Origin of the sequence: Bacillus sp. B28 (assembly GCF_029536185.1) — a bacterium.
GTDB classification, from domain to species: domain Bacteria; phylum Bacillota; class Bacilli; order Bacillales; family Bacillaceae; genus Bacillus; species Bacillus halotolerans.
This window is the reverse complement of the sequence record NZ_CP120511.1, coordinates 1,712,018-1,734,049: the sequence shown is the minus strand read 5'-3', so window position 1 is coordinate 1,734,049 and position 22,032 is coordinate 1,712,018. Positions and strand designations below refer to the sequence as shown.

At 41.2% G+C, this 22,032-nt stretch carries 25 protein-coding genes; all 25 read right to left on the bottom strand.

Translation table 11 applies throughout. The features are described 5' to 3' along the window. Nucleotides 1-8 precede the first annotated feature (8 nt). Nucleotides 9-674, bottom strand: coding sequence for a flagellar type III secretion system pore protein FliP (gene fliP / locus P3L57_RS08775; RefSeq protein WP_024121406.1), 666 nt, complete (start codon nt 672-674; stop codon nt 9-11). Beyond that, nucleotides 667-1,326: a flagella biosynthesis regulatory protein FliZ gene (gene fliZ, locus P3L57_RS08770; RefSeq protein ID WP_044155883.1), complete on the bottom strand. Its 660-nt coding sequence runs from the start codon at nt 1,324-1,326 to the stop codon at nt 667-669. Before fliZ ends, fliP begins: the two co-directional genes overlap by 8 nt. Before the next feature lie 14 nt (nt 1,327-1,340). Then, entirely contained in the window at nt 1,341-1,703 is a 363-nt protein-coding gene (cheY, locus tag P3L57_RS08765) for a chemotaxis protein CheY (RefSeq protein WP_010334256.1), read from the bottom strand. Nucleotides 1,704-1,729: 26 nt separating this feature from the next. Next, nucleotides 1,730-2,866 (bottom strand): flagellar motor switch phosphatase FliY, encoded by a 1,137-nt coding sequence (gene fliY / locus P3L57_RS08760; protein ID WP_069486528.1) that lies wholly within the window; start codon nt 2,864-2,866, stop codon nt 1,730-1,732. Continuing rightward, nucleotides 2,856-3,854: a flagellar motor switch protein FliM gene (fliM, locus tag P3L57_RS08755; RefSeq protein ID WP_010334255.1), complete on the bottom strand. Its 999-nt coding sequence runs from the start codon at nt 3,852-3,854 to the stop codon at nt 2,856-2,858. The genes fliY and fliM overlap by 11 nt, the downstream gene beginning before the upstream one ends. A gap of 33 nt (nt 3,855-3,887) precedes the next feature. Then, nucleotides 3,888-4,310, bottom strand: a complete 423-nt coding sequence (gene fliL / locus P3L57_RS08750; protein WP_044155887.1) for a flagellar basal body-associated protein FliL — start codon at nt 4,308-4,310, stop codon at nt 3,888-3,890. Beyond that, nucleotides 4,307-4,522, bottom strand: a complete 216-nt coding sequence (swrD, locus tag P3L57_RS08745) for a swarming motility protein SwrD (RefSeq protein ID WP_010334253.1) — start codon at nt 4,520-4,522, stop codon at nt 4,307-4,309. Before swrD ends, fliL begins: the two co-directional genes overlap by 4 nt. Nucleotides 4,523-4,561: 39 nt before the next feature. Continuing rightward, nucleotides 4,562-5,356 (bottom strand): flagellar basal body rod protein FlgG, encoded by a 795-nt coding sequence (flgG, locus tag P3L57_RS08740; RefSeq protein WP_069486527.1) that lies wholly within the window; start codon nt 5,354-5,356, stop codon nt 4,562-4,564. Nucleotides 5,357-5,377: 21 nt separating this feature from the next. Beyond that, complete coding sequence (flgD, locus tag P3L57_RS08735) at nt 5,378-5,803, bottom strand: flagellar hook assembly protein FlgD (protein WP_024121401.1); 426 nt, start codon at nt 5,801-5,803, stop codon at nt 5,378-5,380. Continuing rightward, nucleotides 5,800-7,266: a flagellar hook-length control protein FliK gene (locus P3L57_RS08730; RefSeq protein WP_083244460.1), complete on the bottom strand. Its 1,467-nt coding sequence runs from the start codon at nt 7,264-7,266 to the stop codon at nt 5,800-5,802. Before P3L57_RS08730 ends, flgD begins: the two co-directional genes overlap by 4 nt. 11 nt (nt 7,267-7,277) lie before the next feature. Next, on the bottom strand, nt 7,278-7,892 hold the full coding sequence (locus P3L57_RS08725; RefSeq protein WP_069486526.1) for a MotE family protein: 615 nt from the start codon (nt 7,890-7,892) through the stop codon (nt 7,278-7,280). Nucleotides 7,893-7,903: 11 nt separating this feature from the next. Beyond that, nucleotides 7,904-8,347, bottom strand: coding sequence for a flagellar export protein FliJ (fliJ, locus tag P3L57_RS08720; RefSeq protein WP_010334249.1), 444 nt, complete (start codon nt 8,345-8,347; stop codon nt 7,904-7,906). Between the two features lie 3 nt (nt 8,348-8,350). Continuing rightward, entirely contained in the window at nt 8,351-9,667 is a 1,317-nt protein-coding gene (fliI, locus tag P3L57_RS08715) for a flagellar protein export ATPase FliI (protein ID WP_069486525.1), read from the bottom strand. Beyond that, nucleotides 9,664-10,416: a flagellar assembly protein FliH gene (gene fliH / locus P3L57_RS08710; RefSeq protein WP_069486524.1), complete on the bottom strand. Its 753-nt coding sequence runs from the start codon at nt 10,414-10,416 to the stop codon at nt 9,664-9,666. Before fliH ends, fliI begins: the two co-directional genes overlap by 4 nt. Further along, complete coding sequence (fliG, locus tag P3L57_RS08705) at nt 10,409-11,425, bottom strand: flagellar motor switch protein FliG (RefSeq protein WP_003231981.1); 1,017 nt, start codon at nt 11,423-11,425, stop codon at nt 10,409-10,411. Before fliG ends, fliH begins: the two co-directional genes overlap by 8 nt. 12 nt (nt 11,426-11,437) lie before the next feature. Next, nucleotides 11,438-13,048, bottom strand: coding sequence for a flagellar basal-body MS-ring/collar protein FliF (gene fliF / locus P3L57_RS08700; protein ID WP_069486523.1), 1,611 nt, complete (start codon nt 13,046-13,048; stop codon nt 11,438-11,440). Nucleotides 13,049-13,093: 45 nt separating this feature from the next. Next, nucleotides 13,094-13,414 carry a flagellar hook-basal body complex protein FliE gene (gene fliE / locus P3L57_RS08695; protein WP_024121395.1) on the bottom strand — a complete coding sequence of 107 codons (321 nt, stop codon included), beginning with the start codon at nt 13,412-13,414 and terminating at the stop codon, nt 13,094-13,096. A 10-nt stretch (nt 13,415-13,424) separates the two neighbouring features. Then, nucleotides 13,425-13,877, bottom strand: a complete 453-nt coding sequence (gene flgC / locus P3L57_RS08690; protein WP_069486522.1) for a flagellar basal body rod protein FlgC — start codon at nt 13,875-13,877, stop codon at nt 13,425-13,427. Beyond that, nucleotides 13,877-14,266: a flagellar basal body rod protein FlgB gene (gene flgB / locus P3L57_RS08685; RefSeq protein ID WP_044155900.1), complete on the bottom strand. Its 390-nt coding sequence runs from the start codon at nt 14,264-14,266 to the stop codon at nt 13,877-13,879. The genes flgC and flgB overlap by 1 nt, the downstream gene beginning before the upstream one ends. Before the next feature lie 382 nt (nt 14,267-14,648). Next, the gene (codY, locus tag P3L57_RS08680; RefSeq protein WP_003220850.1) at nt 14,649-15,428 is read right to left on the bottom strand and encodes a GTP-sensing pleiotropic transcriptional regulator CodY; all 780 of its coding nucleotides are present in this window, start codon (nt 15,426-15,428) and stop codon (nt 14,649-14,651) included. A gap of 38 nt (nt 15,429-15,466) precedes the next feature. Then, nucleotides 15,467-16,870, bottom strand: coding sequence for an ATP-dependent protease ATPase subunit HslU (gene hslU, locus P3L57_RS08675; protein WP_044155901.1), 1,404 nt, complete (start codon nt 16,868-16,870; stop codon nt 15,467-15,469). 16 nt (nt 16,871-16,886) lie between these two features. Next, on the bottom strand, nt 16,887-17,432 hold the full coding sequence (gene clpQ / locus P3L57_RS08670; RefSeq protein WP_014663962.1) for an ATP-dependent protease subunit ClpQ: 546 nt from the start codon (nt 17,430-17,432) through the stop codon (nt 16,887-16,889). Between the two features lie 12 nt (nt 17,433-17,444). Further along, nucleotides 17,445-18,359 carry a tyrosine recombinase XerC gene (gene xerC / locus P3L57_RS08665; protein ID WP_069486521.1) on the bottom strand — a complete coding sequence of 305 codons (915 nt, stop codon included), beginning with the start codon at nt 18,357-18,359 and terminating at the stop codon, nt 17,445-17,447. A 67-nt stretch (nt 18,360-18,426) separates the two neighbouring features. Continuing rightward, nucleotides 18,427-19,734, bottom strand: a complete 1,308-nt coding sequence (trmFO, locus tag P3L57_RS08660; RefSeq protein ID WP_024121391.1) for an FADH(2)-oxidizing methylenetetrahydrofolate--tRNA-(uracil(54)-C(5))-methyltransferase TrmFO — start codon at nt 19,732-19,734, stop codon at nt 18,427-18,429. A 75-nt stretch (nt 19,735-19,809) separates the two neighbouring features. Continuing rightward, nucleotides 19,810-21,885, bottom strand: a complete 2,076-nt coding sequence (topA, locus tag P3L57_RS08655) for a type I DNA topoisomerase (protein ID WP_044155905.1) — start codon at nt 21,883-21,885, stop codon at nt 19,810-19,812. Between the last annotated feature and the right edge of the window lie 147 nt (nt 21,886-22,032).

Genomic DNA, 22,032 nt, shown 5'->3' with positions numbered 1-22,032 from the left:
CACCTACCCTAAAAGCTCTGAAGCAAAGATTTCACAATTAAATACCAGCCGTCTACTAAAACAAAAAGTAAAATTTTAAAGGGCAGAGAAATCATAACTGGAGGGAGCATCATCATCCCCATTGACATCAGAACGCTCGCCACTACCATATCAATAATTAAAAAGGGGATAAAAATCATAAAGCCTATTTGAAACGCTGTTTTAAGCTCCGAAATGGCAAAAGCGGGAACCATCGTTGTAAGAGGAATATCTTTTAATGATTCGGGTTTATCCATTTTCGCGTAATTCATAAACAGTGCCAAATCCTTCTGCCTTGTGTGCTTACTCATAAATTCTTTAATCGGTTCCTCAGCTTTTGTATACGCTTCGTCCAAACTGATTTTATTGTCCATCAATGGTGTCAGCGCTTCTTTATTAATCTCTGAAAAAGTAGGAGCCATAATAAAAAATGTTAAAAATAGCGCAAGGCCGATAAGGACCTGGTTGGGCGGCATTGATTGCGTCGCCAGTGAAGTTCTGACAAACGACAGAACGATGACGATGCGGGTAAAACATGTCATAAGAATCAATATTCCAGGCGCCACTGAAAATACAGTTAACAATAATAGTAATTTAACAGTTGAACTGACGTTACCCGGATCGCTAGAACTGAAAATATTTATAAACTCATTCATGATGACGTGGGCCTTTCTTTTTTCCTTCTGAACGGTTTTGTTTTAGCTCTTCAAGCTGCTCTTTTAATGCTTTAGAAAAGGAAGGCAGCTTTTGCTGCGGCTGATTCTCAGAACCCTTTAGGGGTTTGACAAGCTTTTGCCACTCTATTTTGCTTGACATCGCCTCTTCATGCTGGCTGAGTATGACTTCGATTTCCTTTTCATCCTCAATTTCTTTAAGGAGCTGGATCGTCTCTCCTACCCCAACGACGAGAACACTGTTGCCGACTTTAATCAATTGGATAGATCGGTTTTGGCCAACCGATGTTCCGCCGATATTTTCAACATATTGAAAAGGCTTTAGCAGCCGGTTTCTTTTGTTCATAAGCTTAACAAGCCCGTAAATCAGCGCGATGACAAACAATAAAGCGAAAATCATCTTCACAAAATCAAAAGCTGAAACAGAAGGAGCAGCAGCTCCCTCCGTCTCATCAGCAGTTTGTGTCGTTTTTTCTTTCTTTTGCTCTGGCTTATCTGCGGTCTTTTCCTCTTTCTTTTGAAACCATTCGTTTACAGTTGAATCATCAGATGCCGCCGCATCAGCAGCAAGCGGATGCACACTGAATAAAATGAAAAAACATATAAAAGCAATGAAACATTGACTCTTTTTCAACAGTCGTACACCCTTTAGCTTAATGTTTTGTTGATTGCTTCAAGCACACGGTCCGCCTGGAAAGGTTTCACGATAAAATCCTTAGCACCGGCTTGAATAGCATCGATAACCATTGATTGCTGTCCCATGGCAGAACACATAATGATTTTAGCTTGAGCATCAATTTGTTTAATTTCTTTTAGTGCAGTAATACCGTCCATTTCTGGCATTGTGATATCCATTGTAACTAAGTCAGGAGAATGCTCTTTAAATTTTTCTACAGCCTGAGCGCCATTTTCGGCTTCTGCCACTACGTCAAAACCGTTTTTTACCAAAATATCTTTGATCATCATTCTCATAAATGCTGCGTCATCTACAATTAAAATTCTATGTGCCATAATTTTTTCTCTCTCCTCGTGTTTCTTTATTTTAAATTATTAATGCGTTCTGCCTGGCTTAATATGTCAGTGACCCTTACTCCGAAGTTTTCCTCAATGACCACGACTTCGCCTTTGGCGACGATACGCTGATTCACTAAAATATCTACCGGCTCACCGGCTAATTTATCAAGCTCAATAATACTTCCGGCTGAAAGTTCTAAAATTTCTTTTACGCTTCTTTTCGTTCTGCCGAGTTCAACAGTGATCGAAAGCGGGATATCCAAAAGCATATCCAGATTGTTTATAGGAGCTTGTGTGCTCTCATTTGGATCAAATGATGAAAATTCCACTGGTGAAACTTGAACAGGCGCGGCTTTTTTCGGTTTCCCCTGCCTTTTAGCCGGCGCTTGCTGCTGCGGTTCGTTCCGCGGCTCGGGCATCACAGGCTCTTTCGGCTGTTCATATGTAACCTCAGGCTCCGGCTTTGTTTCTTCAGCTGGACTTTCCTCCGTGTTCATAAGGCTCGAGATCAAATCTTTAGCAAATGTCAGCGGATATAGCTGCATGATGTTAGAGTCTATTAACTCGCCCACCTTCAAGCGAAAAGAAACTTTAACCAGCATTTCATCAGCAGGAATACGGTCTGTTCCTTTTTCTTCATTTACATCAAGCAGTTCTACACGCGGGGGTGAAATATCAATTTTTTTACTGAATACAGTAGACATTGACGTTGCTGCCGACCCCATCATTTGGTTCATCGCTTCTTGAACCGCGCTCAAATGGATCTCTCCAAGTGAAGGATCTGCACCTTTCCCGTCTCCCCCGATCATTAGGTCCGCAATAATCGCCGCGTCACTTTGTTCGACGACTAGCAGGTTGCTGCCGCTGAAACCTTCCGTATAATTCACTTCAATTGCAACATACGGTTCAGGAAACGCATCACTGATTTTGCTTCTTGGGATGACAGTTACGTTTGGAGTCGTAATATCAACTTTTTGATTTAAAAGCGTGGATAAAGCTGTCGCTGAACTGCCGAATGAAATATTTCCGATTTCACCGATCGCATCACGCTCCATGTCCGATAAGTCATGCACTTCCGTAGCCTCAGGCTCGTCAGGTGTGCTGCTCGTGCCGTTAAGAAGCGCGTCAATCTCATCTTGAGATAATCTGTTATTCTCCATCTTGTTCACCTCTTATGTCGTGGTCTAAAATTTGCACTGCCTGTTTTCGATTCACCCGGCCGGCTTGTCCTAAAAATTTCGGCTTATCTCCGACCAATACAGTAAGAGGATCTGTTACTGATTTGTCCAAAGTTATGCAGTCTCCGACTTCTAAACTTAAAAACTCTTCTATTGTCAGTTCAGATGTGCCGAGTTCGGCCACGACAGGTATTTGTGCTGTCATGATACGTTTTTCAAGCGACTTTGTTTCCTCAGGTTTCGGTTCATTTCTTTCTGATTGCATCCAATAATGGACCGAAAGCTTTGGTATGAGCGGCTCGAGGACGATATGCGGGATACAAAGATTAATGACACCGCTGATTTCGCCGATTTGGGTGTTGAGTGAAATAACAACAACCGTTTCATTAGGAGATACCATCTGAACAAATTGCGGATTCACTTCAAACTCAGTCATTTCGGGTTCAATATCAGCAATGGACTGCCAAGCTTCTTTATAATTTCCCAGTGCATTTTCAAATAAATTAGAAATAATTTTTGTTTCAATTTCTGTTAAACTATCAACCTTATTATGACTGATCCCGATGCCCCCCATCACACGATCCATCATCGTATAGGCAATTGTCGGGTTAACCTCCATCATAATTCTGCCTTCCATCGGATGGACATCGAATAAATTCAGGATCGTCATATTCGGTATGGATCGGATAAATTCCTCGTATGGAACCTGATCAACAGAGCTGACCGATATATGGATATACGTTCTAAGCTGAGCAGAAAAGTGAGTTGTAAGCAGTCTTGCAAAATTGTCATGAATTCTTGTTAAACTGCGGATTTGGTCTTTAGAAAACCGCAGCGCGCGTTTGAAATCATAAACCTTTACTTTTTTCTCTTTTTCTTCTTTTTTCAGCTCTTCAGCATCCATTTCACCCGTTGATATTGCAGAAAGCAGTGCATCTATTTCATTTTGGGAGAGAACTTCTCCTGACATTTTCCTCACCTCCGTATTCTGTCAAATTATGCTTTATTGCAGATTAAAAGAGGTAATATACACTTTTTCTACTTTTCCTTCTTGGAGGTAGCTATTCACTTTATCTTTTAGTTCCTTCTTAAAGGTTTCTTTTCCCTTGTCTCCCTCAATCTCATCAGCATTCGTATCAGCCAGCAGTGATATAACAGCATCTTTCACTTGAAAATCACGTTTTTCAAGCTCTTCTTTTGATTTATCAGAGTCAGTTTCAAGTTTAATCGCTAAGCGAATAATGTTATCGGACTTTAAATTCGTTGTGATTTCTGCGACATCAACAGAAGATGCAACGATTTCATCAATACTTCGTTTTGCCTCATTTTTTTCGGACTTTCCGCCTAATACAAAATAAGCCGCCGCCCCGAGAGCACCAATTACGATAAGAATAATTAGTAAAATGATCAATAATTTTTTCTTCATTCCGGTTCCTCTATTCCATGGTCCATTGAAAATATTTGTATTTTTTGATAGAAAGACACGATCTTCTCCAGAACAGCTTCTTCATCTTCTTTTACTACAAACTTCTTACCGTTCGACAGTGTGATTGTAGTATCCGGAAAGCATTCAATCTGTTCAATAAATAACGCATTCAGCGTAAAGGGCTGCCCATTTAAACGGGTTACTTTAATCATAAAACAGCGGAGAAGCGATTACTCGCCTCCCCTCCCTCCTTAACGTTTAAGGTTAACCAGCTCTTGAAGGATTTCATCCGATGTTGTAATAATCTTGGAGTTTGATTGGAATCCGCGCTGAGCAACAATCATTTCAGTAAACTCGTCAGTTAAATCAACGTTAGACATTTCTATAAATCCTGACTTCAAGGCACCTGTACCGCCATCACCAGGCTGATTAGCTGCACTAGCAGTTCCAGAGTTCAAAGATTCACGATACAAGTTGCTTCCGATTTTATCTAAACCGTCACTGTTTGCAAAAGTAACAATCCCGATCTGACCGCCATCTTGTGGTTTACCGCCAGCATCAACAATTGACACTTTTCCATCGGATCCGATACTAAAACTTTGAGCATCAAGAGGAATTTTTATTGTTCCTCCCGTCATATTTAACACATGGTAGCCGTCACCAGTCACCAATGTTCCGGTATTATCTAAATAGAAGTTTCCGGCTCTTGTGTAAGCCGTTCCATCACCTGTATCGATTTGAAAATAACCGTCGCCGTCAATCGCTAAATCAAGCGTTCTTCCTGTGCTTTGTGTTGCGCTTGTTGAATGGATGGTATCGATTGTGCCAGATGATGAACCTAAACCGATCTGCTTAGAGTTTGTTCCGCCGATTGTTGCACCAGCAACAGAACCGCCGGCAATCGTTTGACTTACCATATCTTTAAAGGTAACCCGACTCTTTTTGAATCCCACTGTATTTACGTTGGCAATGTTATTGCCGATAACATCAAGTTTTGTTTGAAAGTTTTTCATACCGCTGATTCCAGAATAAAGTGAACGTAACATAATATATTCCCCCAGATGTTTTTATTTAGAAGATTGTCCCACAGACATGACATTCGCCGGACTGATCTCAGTCCCATCATCAAGAACGAGATAATAATTTCCTTTAGAATGTTTAACAGAGCTTACTGTGCCTGTTTTATCTGTTGCACTTTTACCATCAGTCCAAGATACTTCTTTTCCCATCCAATCAACATACGTTGTAAACGGATCTTGGTTTTCAACGAATTTAGTCATCGTCGTATTCAGATTCATCATCTGTTCCAGGCTTGAAAAAGTCGCCATCTGGCTGATAAATTCTTTGTCATCAACCGGATTAAGCGGATCTTGGTTTTGGACTTGAGTCATTAATATTTTTAAAAACTCGTCTTTTCCCAGGCTGCTGTTGCTTGCAGCTGCAGTGCTGCTTGTTTTTTCAGGCAATTTATATTCTGAGCTTATTGATGTCATTCTTCTTCCTCCAATTCAACCATTGACACTTCATCAAGCAAGTCGCCAAACTCGTTTGATTGCTTTTTCTGTCTTTGCTGCTTCTGTCCCTCTTGCTGCTGTTTCTGTTCATCAGCAAGCTGGCCATATATCGGCTGGTCTCCGCTTTGAATCGGCAATGTAAAACGGTCAACTTGGACAGCCATATTCGGCAGTGATTGCTTCAGCTGAGGCAGATGTTGTTCGAGCAGCTCTTTTGCAGATTGGCTGGATGCAATGATTTTACTCTGGAACATTCCATTTTCATTTGTCAGCTTAATTGTGACAAATCCTAAATGTTCAGGGTTCAGCCGAATTGTAAAACTGCCGGTTGACCTCCCAAAGGGTGTATATTTCATCTGCTTCCATGCACTGATCACTTGATCAGCAACCGTTTTCGTTTCGGCTGCATGCAAATCAGATGAAATCTGCAAATCCAGTGCCTGAACTCCTCCGGTGCTCCGGTAGCCTGAAAACATCATTTGAATTCCTGACTTACTATCTATGGGCTGAATACTTACAGAGGAATCTGCCGTACTTTTATTACCTGACGTCAGAGTGTCCGGCGAAAGGGCACGTTTTCCGACCTCTAGTGACGATTCGGATGATTTCGATAACAAGAAAGCTTTCAGCTGACTTTCAGCTATATTCCATTCCTTCGTCCCTTTTTGAGGAAGCACTGACATCTGTTCCATTAAGCTTTGAAAACTTTTCAGCTCTGACTTTGACATCGTATAAAGCTTTGAACTTGACTCGTCTTTTGTAAATATCTGCTGTCTAAGATCCTGAATAAGCTGTTCCGATATGCCCTTTTTATCTAATGCCGAAAGAAATTCATCTCCATTTTTGTAGACAATATGAGCTTGATGATCACGGTCAGTCATTTTATTTCCTTCTAAAAGCTGACTGATAAGCATTTGGATATGAATAAGCGTTTTAACATCTTCTGCTGATGCATCATTTTCCTGAACTTCTTGCTCGCTATCAGACTTGAGTTCATCAGTAGCGGCATCACCAGCTGAATTCTTTGCAGTCAGAGCAGTTTTCTCTTCAGAAATAGTTTTGTCTGCAAGTATTTGCCCCATGTGCAGTTGATCAGTTCCGTCAGCCAATTTTAATTCAACTTCTTGCAGCAGATTCTGTAACATTTGCTGAGCGGATTCATCCAGCTGCTTTCCTGTTAGTTTACTTAACGTTTGCAGAAGATCGGCTTTTTGCTTGTCTTGGTTTTCAGGAGTTGCTTTTAGCCAATCACTGATCTTTTTACATGCATCTTTTAAAAGCTGATCGTCAGTCAGAGTCCCATTTCCTTGTGATGAAGGTTCTTTCGAGCCGGCTTCAGACATAAGCCAATTTTGAAAAACTCCCTGGCTATTTTTGATTGTTTTAGCAGCTGTTCCTGCTGTAGTTTGCAGCCGAGGTCCGGCTAATTCAAGCAGCTTCACCTTTATTCCCCCTATTCTTGGCTGGCAGCAATTTTTTCTGTATATGTTGCCGCTTGCTCAGGAGTCATTTTTGCCAAAATTTCAGCAAGCTGCTTTTTGCTCAGTCCATTCAATATTTTCAGCGCTTCTTTTTCCTTTAATTGGGCAATGATTTTAGCAGCCTTTCCGCTGTCCATGCTTTTATAAACACTGATGACTTTATCATCAGAAGCTTTATCAGAACTTGATGAACCTTCTGTGTTATCCTTCGGTGTCTTTTTTTGGTCTTCCGCTGTTTTTTCAAGAGAACGAATTTTTTGATTCAGCCTGTCTATTTCAGATTTGCTTGTATCCAAATCTTTATTCAATATACTGATCTCACTTTTTTGATCCTTAATGGTTTTTTCCAAGGCCGCCGTATTACTGTTATTCTTAGCTGCTGATGATGTATCTTTTTTATCTTCGGTCTCAGGAACCAATTCTTTAAGAACTGGCGTTTTGGCTGCAGCTTCCTGTATCGGCTTTAAGACATTGACACCAGCCGCCCAGAGAACAATCCCCCCTGCTATAAGCAGAAATATCAGCGGAAGGATAATGATCAGCAAAACCGATCGGAACTTACCTGATTCTTTCTTTTTGCCGGACATTACATTCGCTCCTAATGGCCCTGAATCATAAACTGCTTGATCGAAATATCGTCCATTTCTTTCATCTCTGCAGCTTTGTCTTCAAGAGCAAACATTTTAAACTGTTTTTCACGCATCTTTTCAAACTTCTTCACTTCAATATTTTTTTCTGTTAACACTTCTTGCTTTTGGTTCATTTGATTCCTTTTCATAATGACGAGCTTTTGGTAGTGATAAATTGTGTTTTCAAGATTTGAGACAAATTGCTGATAATGCCTCATCTCTTGAACGCTCATCCCGCTTTTCAGTTTGTTTTCTTTATTTTGCTCAAGCAATTCCTTTTTGCTCATATTCTCATATAGTTTCTCCGCTACAGTTTCAAATTCAGAAACTGATTGCTGATACTCAGACAAAGACTGGTCTTTTTCGTTCTCTTTTAGTTCCAGCAGCTTTTGGAATCTAAATTGATAGGCCACGTTCTATTCCTCATTTCCTGTCAAACTAGTTAATGCAGCAATGCTTTCTTCCAATGATGCTGATTCTTCTGTTCCCTGCTTCAGAAATTGAATAAGCTGCGGATAAAATTGTATCGCCTCATCAATTTCTCTTGAGGACCCTCTTTTGTAAGCTCCTATATTAATGAGATCTTCAGAATTTTGATACGTTGATAAAAGTTCACGGAATTTATTCGCTGCGTCTAAGTGCTGTTTTGTCGAGATGTTTGACATCACCCTGCTGATGCTTTTTAACACATTGACGGCAGGAAACTGGCCTTTATTAGCAAGAGCCCTGTCTAACACAATGTGTCCGTCTAAGATTCCGCGAACAGTATCAGCAATAGGCTCATTCATGTCATCCCCGTCGACTAACACTGTATAAAACGCTGTGATTGTTCCGTGTTCATTTGCACCTGTTCTCTCTAGTAAACGAGGTAAAATAGCGAACACAGAGGGTGTATATCCTTTTGTCGTCGGGGGCTCTCCAGCGGCAAGTCCGATCTCCCTCTGAGCCATCGCCACCCTTGTGACAGAATCCATCATAAACATGACATTTTGCCCTTTATCACGAAAGTACTCAGCAATGGCTGTCGCCGTATATGCGGCTTTCAACCTCGTTAATGCAGGCTGGTCTGAGGTAGCAACAACTACAATTGACCGCTTCAGACCCTCTGCTCCCAAGTCTTTTTCAATAAACTCCCGAACCTCTCGACCGCGTTCCCCGACGAGTGCAATTACGTTCAAATCAGCTTCGGTCTGTTTAGCGATCATTCCCATTAATGTGCTTTTCCCGACGCCGCTTCCTGCGAAAATACCAATCCGCTGGCCTTTTCCGACAGTCAGCAGACTGTCAATAGACCTGACGCCAACACCCATTTTTTCCCGGATAGGCGGGCGTTTCATCGGGTTAGGAGGTGATTGCTCCGTCGATACAGGCGAAAGTCCTTTCGGTAAAAGTTTTCCGTCGAGCGGTTCGCCAAACGCATCAATGACTTGTCCGATCAGACCGGCTCCTACCTTTACACGAAGAGATTCACCAGTGGCTTCAACAATGCTCCCGGGGGCAATGCTAGCGGCCTCTAAATAGGGCATTAACAAAATATTTTCATCCTGAAAGCCAACAACTTCAGCTTTGATGACTTTACCTGATTGACCTTTTGCATAAATCAGGCACAGGTCGCCAATTGAGCTTGCCGGCCCCTTTGATTCGATCATCAGGCCGATCACCCGTTTTACTTTTCCATAACGCTTATACGAGTCTGTCATTTCTATGCAATCTATCAGACTCTGTGTCTTCATTGATCCGCACCTGCTTCCAGTGCTGTAAGGAGCTTATGCTTCAGTTGCACCAGCTGGGTATCAATGCTTGCATCCACTCTTCCAAAAGGAGTTTCTATATAGCATGATCCTTTTTCAGCTTTTTCATCGGCGTATAAACCTAGCCGGCATTCTTTGTAAAGAAGCTGCTGGATTTCGTCTTTATGCTGAAAAACTGTTTCATAGTAATAAGGGTCCACATATATTGATATATCGTCATATTCCTTTACTTCGTTTACCACCTGTTTCACAAGCAGGATAAAGGCCTCTTTATCATCAGATTTTTGCTGCCATACTTTTTTAGCTAACGCAACGGCAAGCTCAACGATTTCTCCGGAGGCATCTTCAAGCTTATCCTCTACAGCTTTTCTGGACATCTCTGTTATGCTGTTTGCCTGATTGAGCAGCTCAGCATACTGTTGCAAGGCTTCAGCTCTCCCTAATGCAACACCTTGTTCGAAACCTTCTGTTTTCGCTTCTTCAATAAGCTGCTGTTTTTCAGCCGCCCAATCATTTTTTTCCTGCTCAATTTGACGGCATATATCTTCCATTTGGCTGTTCGCTTGCTCGGAAATCCGATCAGCTTCTTTTTTGATCCGAGCCATTAACGCTTCCGGATTTTCTTCAGTCTGTAAAAGATGTGAATGATCGATCCGAACCTCTTGTAAAGAAAGCTTTCTTCTTTCCTGCTGTGGGGAAAAAGATGATTCTTGTTTAATGATATTAGACAATAATATCGTCTCCTCCGCCTCTTGCTATAACAATTTCACCGGCTTCTTCAAGCTTTCTGACGATGCTTACAATTCTTGATTGAGCCTCTTCTACATCCTTCAAACGTACAGGGCCCATAAATTCCATTTCTTCTTTGAATGTTTCAACCATACGCTGTGACATATTGTTGAATACAATTTCTTTGACTTCCTCGCTTGCCACCTTTAATGAAAGGAGCAGATCGTCGTTTTCAACATCGCGTATAACCCGTTGAATTGCTCGGTTATCAAGGGTAACAATATCCTCAAAGACAAACATCCGCTTCTTGATTTCTTCAGCAAGATCAGGATCCTGAATTTCCAAGGAATCCAATATCGTCTTTTCTGTTCCTCTGTCTACACCGTTTAACACTTCAACAACAGCTTCGATTCCGCCGGTTTGCGTATAATCCTGAGTAAATGCGGAGGATAATTTCTGTTCCAGAATCCGTTCTACTTCATTAATAATTTCAGGTGACGTTCTGTCCATTACAGCAATCCTTCTTGCGACTTCTGCCTGTACCTCAGGATTCAGCTCGGATAAAATTTGTCCGGCCTGCACAGGGTCAAGGTAAGACAAGATTAAAGCCATCGTTTGCGGATGCTCTTGTTGGATGAAATTTAAAATTTGTTCAGGCTCTGCTTTTCTGGCAAAGTCAAATGGTTTAACTTGCAGAGAAGAAGTCAGCCTGTTTAGTATGTTTTCAGCCTTATCTTCTCCCAGCGCCTTCTCAAGAACTTGTCTGGCATAGCTTAAACCGCCCTGAGAAATATAATCTTGCGCAATCGCTATATTATGAAATTCCTCTATAATCTCATCCTTTTTTTGATGATCGACACTTCTAACTCCTGATATTTCAAGGGTAAGCCTTTCAATTTCTTCATCGGTTAAATGCTTATATACAGAAGCTGACACATCTAAACCTAAGGAAATCATGAGAATGGCTGCTTTTTGTTTTCCTGTAAGCTTGTCTTGATCACGTCTCGCCATTTCTAATCCCTCCTAATCCTCGGCCAGCCAGCTTCTCAGCAGTTTTGCAAAGTCTTCAGGCTTATCTTTCGCCATCTTTTCAAGCTGTTTTCGTCTGACTGTTTCCTCTGTTTCATTTTCCTCTTCATTAATATCAGGCAAATTGATAGGCTCCTGAGGCACTTCATACGTGTATTCCTCAAATTCATCCTCTTGAGCGCGTTTCTTTCTGATAAACATAATGATCAGAATGATGATAACTGCGATCAATACGCCCCCAACGATATATACCCACATTGGGATACCAGAGGATTTTTCCGTATCAGTATCTAGACTTACTTTTCCGTCAAAAGGCTGAACGGAGACAACAATTTTATTATTGATATCTTCATCAGAAAGGTTCTGGTTCTGTGTTTCATCCTTATCCAATGATGTTCTGACAACAGTTGAAAGGATTTTTTGTATATCATCCTGTCTTTCAGTTGATAGCGACGCTGTGTTTTTGGCATCAGGCGGCTCTACCATTACTTGAATCCCTAAATCCCTTACCTTATAAGGGCTTTCAGCTATTTCTTTATGGATTCGGTTAACCTCGTAATTGATTTTATTACTGCTTTTTTCGTAGTTCCCACTTTCGGTATTTTCACCGTCAGCCTGATAGTTTGTTACATCTTCATCACCGGTTCCGGCAGTTCCGCCATTAGCTGCGCCGTCTCCCTGATATGTTTCCGATACTTTTTCAGCACTGACCGCGATGCCTTCCATGTTTTCTTTGTCAACAGGCTCGACGATGTCTTCTGTGCGATTTTCTTTTGTAAAGTCAATATCAGCCGTGACAGAAACAACAACTTTGTCCTGCCCCATCATCGTTCCGAGCAATGACTGAACATGTTTTTGAATGTCTTTTTCAACTTGGGATTTAGCTCCCTGCTGCGAAGAATAACTATCAGCGTAGGATCCTGAACCGCTGTCTGTTTTGTCATAGTATGTAGAGTTCTGGTCCATGATGACGATGTTATCTTCTTTTAAGTTCGGCACACTTTTCGATACCAGATGATATAATCCGTTGATCTGGCTTTGGTCCAGAGTGTAGCCAGGCTGAGTCTGCAGGACGATTGAAGCAGATGCTGCTGATTGCTCTTCACCGACAAAGACAGCGTCTTTCGGAAGGTTAATCATTACTTTTGAATTTTTGATACCGTCCATTTCATTAATCAGATTGGATAGTTCCGTTTGTGTGGCTTTGACTTTCACCATATCAAATTCATTATCTGTTAAACCAAAGCCGGCGTTCTGTCCAAAAAATGAGTAATCAATTGATCCGGTTTTAGGAAGCCCTTCTGCCGCCAGCTGAACTTTCAGTGAATCAACCTGATCTTCCGGAACCTTAATGACCGTACCGCCATTTGAAAGTTCGCTAGGCACTTTTTTTGCATCCAATTCCTCTTTGATCTGTCCGGCTTCTTCAGCTGACAAATCTTTGTACAGCGGCGCCATTTTCTGATTAGAAGAAAAAATACTTATAATAATCGCAAGAATGATAATTGCCGCTAAAGCACTAATCATTAAAACCTTTTGTAATTTAGATCTATTTTTCCAAAACTCACTTGTTTTGTTTTTCATTTGCATTAGAGTACGATTCATGTTAACCCCCGGTCATTCCACTCTTTCTCTTTCTCGTCAGACCCCCTACATTTGCATTCTCATAATCTCCTGGTATGCTTCCACAGCTTTGTTGCGGAACTCAGTTGCAGCAGTCAGAGAGATGCTTGCTTTTTGAGCGGCGATCATGACCTCATCAAGATTCACATCTTTTCCTGCAGCCAAGGCATTAGTCATATTGTCAGAAGCTACTTGGGACTCATTTAACGAACTTATAGAGTTTTTTAAAAGCTCCGAAAAGCTTGTTTGATTTGAAGAGTCTGTTTTTTGGCTATTGTTTAATTGATTTGTTGCATTTTGAGTGTTTTGAGTATTTTGAACCTGAAAAGGAGAAATTGCATTGATCACATTCATCACCTTACTTTCCGATTTCTAGAGCCTTCATCAGCATTCCCTTTGAGGCATTCATTGCTGTGACATTGGCCTCATATGATCTCGTACTGCTGACAAGATCAACCATTTCTTTTAATGGATCAACATTTGGCTTTTGAACATATCCTTCAGCGTTTGCATCAGGGTCAGTCGGATCATAGACCAGATTAAAATCAGAGTTATCTTCAGTGATTTTTGTAACCTTTACCCCATTTCCGACATTGCCGCTTCCGCTCATTTTAGAATTCAAAATCGATGAGAACGATTCACCTTTTGACTGAAGCGAAACCATTTTCCTTCTGTAAGGCACCCACTCACCGTTTACCTGCTTGGCTCTTGTCGTATCCATATTCGCCAAGTTAGACGATACAACATCCATTCTGAGGCGCTGAGCTGTTAAAGCTGATGCTGAAACATTTAAGCTTTGAAAAGCTATCATTATTTTCCTCCTGTTAACACGGTCTTCAGAGAATTGAATTTGCCGTTCATTCTTTCAACTAAAGCTTGATAGTTAATCTGATTTTCAGCTAGTTCTGTCATCTCTTTGTCAACGTCAACGTTATTTCCGTTTTGCTGATAAGATGTATCTCCGCTCGTTACAATTGAATAATTTGAATCAGCATCAGAAAAATCAACATGCCGATAGTCTGTTTTTATAGATTCGAGACGAGAGGATTCTTGATTCAATAAATTTTGGAAAGAGACTTTTTTCGCCTTATAGTTCGGTGTATCTATATTAGCAATATTATTAGTTATGACTTTTTGCTTAATATTCGCTCTGCCCAAGGCATTTTCAAGATTTTGTATCGTTCCAGAAAATAAGCTCAAATCCACTTACCTCCATTTCAGTTTTTTTCACCCTCAATATCCTTGTCGAGATTTGTAAAACCATATGCTTATTGTAAGAAATAACAGGCATAAAGTCTATGAAGTTCGTGTAAAAAAATGTCCTCATATATATCTATTTTATAACTAGGTACATAGTCCTAGATTATTTGAACTACATTTTTTACATTTATATAAGGCTGAAAATAGCTTAATTTCTGTATTTTCCCCATTTATTTCGTCATTTTTCTGTTTTTATGAAGAAAATAATAAACTTTATTAAAATTATTACAAAGAAAGACTTTTCACCCAGGAAATAAAGCTTATTGATTTCCTTTATTTGAACGAAAAGAAGAACCCCTTAAAAAAGGGGTTCTTCTTTTCATTAATGGGATTTCAGGTTTTCTAATTCAATCAGGAATTTGTTGTTCAGCACTTTGATATAAGTACCCTTCATTCCTAATGATCTTGACTCAATTACACCGGCGCTTTCAAGCTTTCTGAGTGCGTTAACAATAACTGAGCGGGTAATGCCGACACGGTCTGCAATCTTACTTGCAACAAGGAGACCTTCGTTTCCGTCAAGCTCTTCAAAGATGTGTTCAATTGCTTCAAGCTCACTATAAGAAAGAGAGCTGATTGCCATTTGTACGACAGCTTTGCTTCTTGCTTCTTCTTCAATTTCTTCTGCTTTTTCTCTCAGAATTTCCATTCCGACAACTGTAGCGCCGTATTCAGCAAGAATTAAATCATCATCATTAAATTGATCCTGTAAACGTGAAAGAATGAGTGTACCTAATCTTTCTCCGCCTCCGATGATCGGCACAATTGTTGTTAAACCAGCTTGGAACAAGTCTCTGTTTTCAACAGGGAAAGCAGTGTACTCACTATTGATGTCCAGGTTAGAAGATGTTTCAGGGACGTTGAACAGATTCTTCGTATATTCCTCTGGGAATTGGCGATCCTCAAGCATTTTTTTCATACGGTCATTTTCAATTTGCTGGTTGATAGAGTAGCCGAGAAGTTTTCCTCTGCGGCTTACAACGAAAATATTGGAATCAATTACATCCCGAAGCGTTTCCGCCATTTCTTTAAAGTTAACCGGTTTCCCTGCCGCAGCTTGCAGCATGGAGTTAATAATTCTTGTTTTTTGTAATAAAGCCATGATAAATGATCCTCCTAAACATTCCTCTTATTAAATTTTCACAATATAAATTGACTTAAATCTTTGTTTTTAGCTATCGTTCCGAGTTTTTCTTCCACATACTGCGGTGTAATCGTTATTTTCTCCATTGTTACATCCGGAGCTTCAAAAGAGAGATCTTCTAACAGACGTTCGAGTATTGTATGAAGGCGTCTCGCACCGATATTATCTGTTTCCTGGTTCACATGATAGGCGACTTCAGCAATCTTATGAATAGCTTCGTCAGAAAATTCAAGAGATATACCCTCTGTCTGCAATAATGCCTGATATTGTTTCAAGAGCGCGTTATCGGGTTCAACCAAAATTCTCACGAAATCGTCAACCGTCAGTTTGCTCAGTTCTACACGAATTGGAAAACGCCCTTGCAGTTCAGGAATCAGATCAGACGGTTTGGCCATATGAAATGCTCCCGCTGCAATAAACAATACATGGTCTGTTTTAACTGAACCGTATTTAGTGACAACGGTAGAACCCTCAACGATTGGGAGAATATCACGCTGAACACCTTCTCTTGATACATCAGCTGAAGATGACGCGCCACCGTTTTTTGCAATTTTATCAATCTCGTCGATAAAGATAATTCCGCTCTCTTCTGCCCGATGGACAGCTTCCTGGCTGACTTCATCCATATCAATGAGTTTGCTTGCCTCTTCATTCGTCAGGACTTTTCTGGCTTCTCTGACTGTCATTTTACGGCGTTTCTTTTTCTTTGGCATCAATCCGCTCAGTGCATCCTGCATATTCATGCCCATCTGCTCCATACCCGAGCCCTGCAGCATGTCAAACATAGAAGGCTGCTGCTCTTCAACTTCTACAGTAACATAGTGGTCTTCGAGCTCTCCTAATGCCAGCTGATGAGCCATGCGTTTTCTTTTTTCTTCAATGTTTGCTTCTTCCTGGCTTTCCGTTTCGTCCTCGCCGTTTGGCTGGCTGCCGCCGAAAAACATTTCAAACGGGTTTTTAACGCCTGATTGTTTTTTCTTCCCTGGAACTAACAGGCGAACAATGCGTTTATTTGCATTTTCTTCTGCCTGTTCCTTCACTTCGTTGATTTTTTCTTCCTTTATAAGACGAACAGAAGTTTCTACAAGGTCTCTGACCATTGATTCAACGTCTCTGCCTACATAGCCGACTTCTGTAAATTTTGTTGCTTCAATTTTGATAAATGGCGCACCTGAAAGCTTAGCGATTCGTCTGGCAATTTCAGTTTTCCCTACCCCGGTAGGCCCCATCATTAAAATGTTTTTCGGAACGACCTCGTCTTTCAGCTTTTCATCCAGGAGACTTCTTCTATAGCGGTTTCTTAATGCCACGGCGACAGCTTTTTTCGCGTTTTGCTGACCGACGATGTATTGGTCTAACCGATCTACAATCTGTCTTGGTGTTAACGGTTTTTTTTCCATGCGCCTCAAGTCCTTTCTATTCAAGCTCTTCCAGTATGATTTGATCGTTCGTGTATACACAAATTTCGCCCGCTGTTTCCAGCGCAGCTCTAGCAATCTCACTTGCAGTCATGCTCTCCCCGGCATGCTTTTTCAGCGCTCTTCCGGCTGCCAAAGCGTAATTGCCGCCTGATCCAATTGCCAGAATGCCGTCATCCGGCTCGATAACCTCACCAGTTCCCGACACGAGAAGCAAGGTATCTTGATTCATAACGATCAGCATGGCTTCAAGCTTTCTAAGCACTTTGTCGCTTCGCCATTCCTTTGCAAGCTCAACAGCAGCTCGTTTTAAGTTGCCATTATATTCTTCAAGTTTCGCTTCGAACTTTTCGAATAGAGTGAAAGCGTCTGCAACAGATCCCGCAAATCCTGCGAGAACCTTGCCGTTAAACAGTTTTCTTACTTTTCTCGCAGTATGTTTCATTACAACAGCCTGACCAAATGTAACTTGACCGTCTCCGGACATTGCGCTTCGTCCCTTATGCTGTACTGCAAAGATTGTGGTCGCATGAAAAGATGACATAAAGGGCCTCCTTTAATTTTTCTTAAAAGCTCTTGGATGGTGAGACATATATGTGTTTCTCAACATTTCCTTCGAAACGTGCGTGTATATCTGTGTCGAAGACAGATTGGAATGCCCGAGCAGTTCTTGAACGCTCCTCAAATCTGCTCCTTCGTTTAATAGATGAGTGGCGAACGTATGTCGAAGCATATGCGGATGGATATGTAAAGTGCCGGACGCTTTTTTGACAAGCCCGCTTAAAATGTGTCTAATGCCTCGAGCTGTAAGCGGTCCGCCTCTTTGATTCACGAATAATAGATCATGAGGTTCTTTTGCTTTTTTCAGCAAGCACTGTCTTCCGCTATTCATATATAACTTCAACGCTTCGCGGGCGTAAGACCCAAAAGGGATATAACGCTGCTTCTTGCCTTTCCCGTGAACAAGCACTGTATCCATAAATAAATCAAGATCATGAACACTTATGGAAGAGCATTCACTGACCCTCATTCCGGTGGCATAGAGAAGCTCTAATAGCGCTTGATCCCTCATGCCGGTCGGCTTGCTTATATCTGAAACTTCAAACAGTTCCTCAAGCTCTTTTTGATATAGAAACTTCGGTATCCGTTTCTCTTGTTTCGGCAGATGAACAAGCTGGAACGGATTATCATCAACAAGCTTTTCTCGCATCAGAAATTTGTAAAAGCTTCTCAATGCAGAAATTTTTTTGCTGATTGTTCTTCTCGATAAACCCTTTTCATAGGCTTCCGTCAAAAAAATTCTAGTATCTTGATATGCAACTTCTTCAAATCCATTTATACCTTGAACGCGCAGGAAAGTCTCGAATTCTTCAATTGAATCCACATAATTCACAATAGTATATTGTGAATAATTTTTTTCAATTTGTAAATATTCAACGAATAACTTTACGAAATTCTTAACATTCTCCATGCCAAATACCTCCCCAGGAAGGGCTTTTAAATGGTATCACAAATCGCGATCAAGTTGCAATCAATACCTATATTGTTTTCGAAATTGTTTGAATTGTCTCGATCGCCCGATTTGCGTACTGTTCATTACGCTCTTTTTTATTTTTAATTTTAACAGGCAAATCTTTCAAAAGCCCAAAGTTTGCATTCATCGGCTGGAAGTTCTTCTGGTTTGTTGTTGTAATATAGTGAGCCATACTGCCTATTGCTGTTTCCTGAGGAAAAGTGACAAGCTCTTCTCCTAAAACGAGTTTAGCCGCATTAATACCTGCTACAAGTCCAGAAGCAGCCGATTCCACATATCCTTCTACTCCCGTCATTTGTCCTGCGAAGAACAAATCGTTCCGTTTTTTAAATTGGTAAGTCGGCTTTAACAAGCTTGGAGAATTAATGAATGTATTTCTGTGCATAACACCGTATCTGACGATTTCCACATTTTCAAGTCCGGGAATCAATTTGAGGACTTCCTTTTGGTCTCCCCATTTTAAATGAGTTTGGAATCCTACAATATTATAGAGAGTTCCCGCCGCATCATCCTGTCTGAGCTGAACGACTGCATATGGACGTTTTCCGGTAACAGGATGCTCTAATCCCACTGGCTTCATCGGTCCGAAAAGCATTGTTTTCTTTCCTCGTTTTGCCATTACTTCAATCGGCATGCAGCCTTCAAAGAAAATCTCTTTTTCAAACTCTTTTAACGGCACAGTTTCCGCTGATGTCAAAGCTTCATGAAAACGGTCAAACTCTTCTTCTGTCATCGGGCAGTTTAGATAAGCCGCTTCTCCCTTGTCATAACGGGATTTCAAATACACTTTATCCATGTCAAGGCTGTCTTTCTCTACGATAGGCGCCGCTGCATCATAGAAGTATAAATAGTCCTCTCCAGTAAGCTCTTTTAACTGTGCAGACAATGATTCTGAAGTTAACGGACCAGTTGCGATAATCGTTGGTCCTTCAGGTATTTCTGTTACTTCTTCATTAACGACGGTAACGTTGGGATGGTTTTTCACCCGGTTTGTAACACTTGCCGCAAATTCATGCCGGTCTACCGCGAGTGCGCCGCCGGCAGGCACTGAGCATTCGTCAGCCGCAGCAATAATTGCTGAATCAAGTGCACGCATTTCTTCTTTTAGTACACCTACAGCGTTAGCAAGTGTATTGGAGCGTAAAGAGTTGCTGCATACCAGTTCTGCAAATTTATCAGTATGATGGGCAGGTGTCTGTTTGACTGGGCGCATTTCATATAATCTGACTTGAATCCCCCGTTTGGCAAGCTGCCACGCCGCTTCACTGCCTGCGAGTCCGGCTCCGATTACATTCACTGTTTGTTGGTTCATCTTTCACATCTCCTAGTTTATTATTCATTGTCTTCTTTTAACACACAAAGAAGGTGAGCAAGACCCTGCTCACCGCTACTTCTGTGGTTCTTCCTTATAATCGCATTCCACGCATTGGACTTGTATGCCTTTTTTGAGCTTTTTCTCAACAAGCATTTTTCCGCATTTCGGACATTTTCGTTCAATTGGTTTGTCCCAGGAAACGAATTCACAGTCCGGATAACGGTCACAGCCGTAAAAAACCCGTTTCTTTTTCGATTTTCGCTCAACAATATTTCCTTCTCCGCAGCTCGGACACTTCACACCGATTTGTTTGACAATCGGCTTTGTATTCCGGCAATCGGGGAAATTGGAGCAAGCTAAGAATTTACCGTATCGGCCCATTTTATACACCATAGGAGAACTGCATAATTCACAATCTTCTCCGGCATATTCTGGTTCAATTTCAACTTCCTTCATTTCTGATTCGGCTTTTTTCACGCGCTTTTCAAAATCGGTATAGAAGTTATCAATAATCTGTACCCATTCTATATTGCCTTCCTCAACATTATCAAGGTCTTTTTCCATTTTTGCCGTAAACTCAACGTTTATGATTTCAGGGAAAAATTCCATGATCAGCTCAAGCACGATCTGCCCTAATTCTGTGGGAACAAACCGTTTATTATCCAAACCAACGTACCCGCGCCGCTGAATCGTATCAAGCGTCGGAGCATAAGTGGAAGGACGGCCGATCCCGAGTTCTTCAAGCGTTTTAACCAAACGGGCCTCAGTATAGCGCGGAGGCGGCTGGGTAAAATGCTGTTCCGGTTCTATGTCCTTAGATAAAACAGTGTCTCCCTCTTGCAAGTCAGGCAGCATCCGGTCTTTTTCTTCCAATTGATCGTCTTTGCCTTCAACATACACTTTCATAAACCCGGAAAACTTGACTTTACTTCCGTTTGCACGAAAAGTCAAACCGTTGTTTGTCAAATCAACACTCATTGTATCTAAAACAGCAGATGCCATTTGGCTGGCAACAAAGCGCTCCCAAATTAATTTATACAGTCTCAGCTGATCTCTACCAAGGACTGCTTTTAATTCGCTTGGTTTTCTGAGAACCGACGTCGGACGGATCGCTTCGTGGGCATCCTGAGCATTTTCATTCTTTTTAGCGGGCTTTCTTTTGCCGCCTAAGTACTCTTTTCCGTACGTTTGATCAATAAACGCTGCTGCTTCATCAACTGCTGTATTGGAAATACGTGTTGAATCCGTTCTCATATACGTAATCAGACCGACAGTTCCTTCTTTTCCAAGATCAATTCCTTCATATAATTGCTGCGCAATCATCATCGTTTTCTTCGCCCTGAAATTGAGCTTACGCGCTGCTTCCTGCTGAAGGGTGGAAGTTGTAAATGGCAAGGCCGGATTACGTTTACGTTCCTTTTTAGTTACTTTTTCAACTGTATACTTATTGCCTTTGAGCTGAGAAAGTATGTCCTTTACATCCGCTTCACTCTTTAAAGGAAGTTTTTTGCCGTTTTTACCGAAAAAGCCCGCTTCAAACGTCTCCTGTCCTTTTAAGAACGTGCCGTCTATTGTCCAATATTCCTCTGGCTTAAAGTCGTTAATTTCCTTTTCACGATCAATAATTAACCGGAGGGCAACAGATTGAACACGGCCAGCGCTGAGTCCTTTTTTGACTTTTTTCCAAAGAATCGGGCTGATTTTATATCCGACGAGCCTGTCTAATATACGTCTCGCCTGCTGTGCATCCACCAAATCCATATTGATCATACGGGGATGCTTAAATGATTCTTTAATTGCATCTTTCGTAATTTCGTTAAACACAACACGGCAGTCTGAATGAAGATCCAGATCAAGGCTGTGGGCCAAGTGCCATGCAATCGCTTCCCCTTCTCTGTCGGGGTCGGCTGCGAGATAAACTTTTTTAGCTTTTTTGGCAGCCGTTTTCAGCTCTTTTAGTACCGGACCTTTACCTCGAATGGTTATATATTTCGGTTCGAAATTTTGTTCTATGTCAACTCCCATTTGACTTTTTGGAAGATCCCGGACATGTCCCATTGATGCTTTCACTTTATATTTTTTACCTAAGTAACGTTCAATCGTTTTCGCCTTAGCGGGCGATTCCACGATGACTAGATAATCAGACATTTTCATCCCCCTCAAGAGGTGTTCTCTCTCTTCAAGTATTTCAAATTTTATTTTATATTTGCAGCTGTCTTTATTTGGCTTTCAACATTTCATTCTTTATGATGAACGATTATTTAAATAGAAAACAATATGCAACTTTAAATCCTC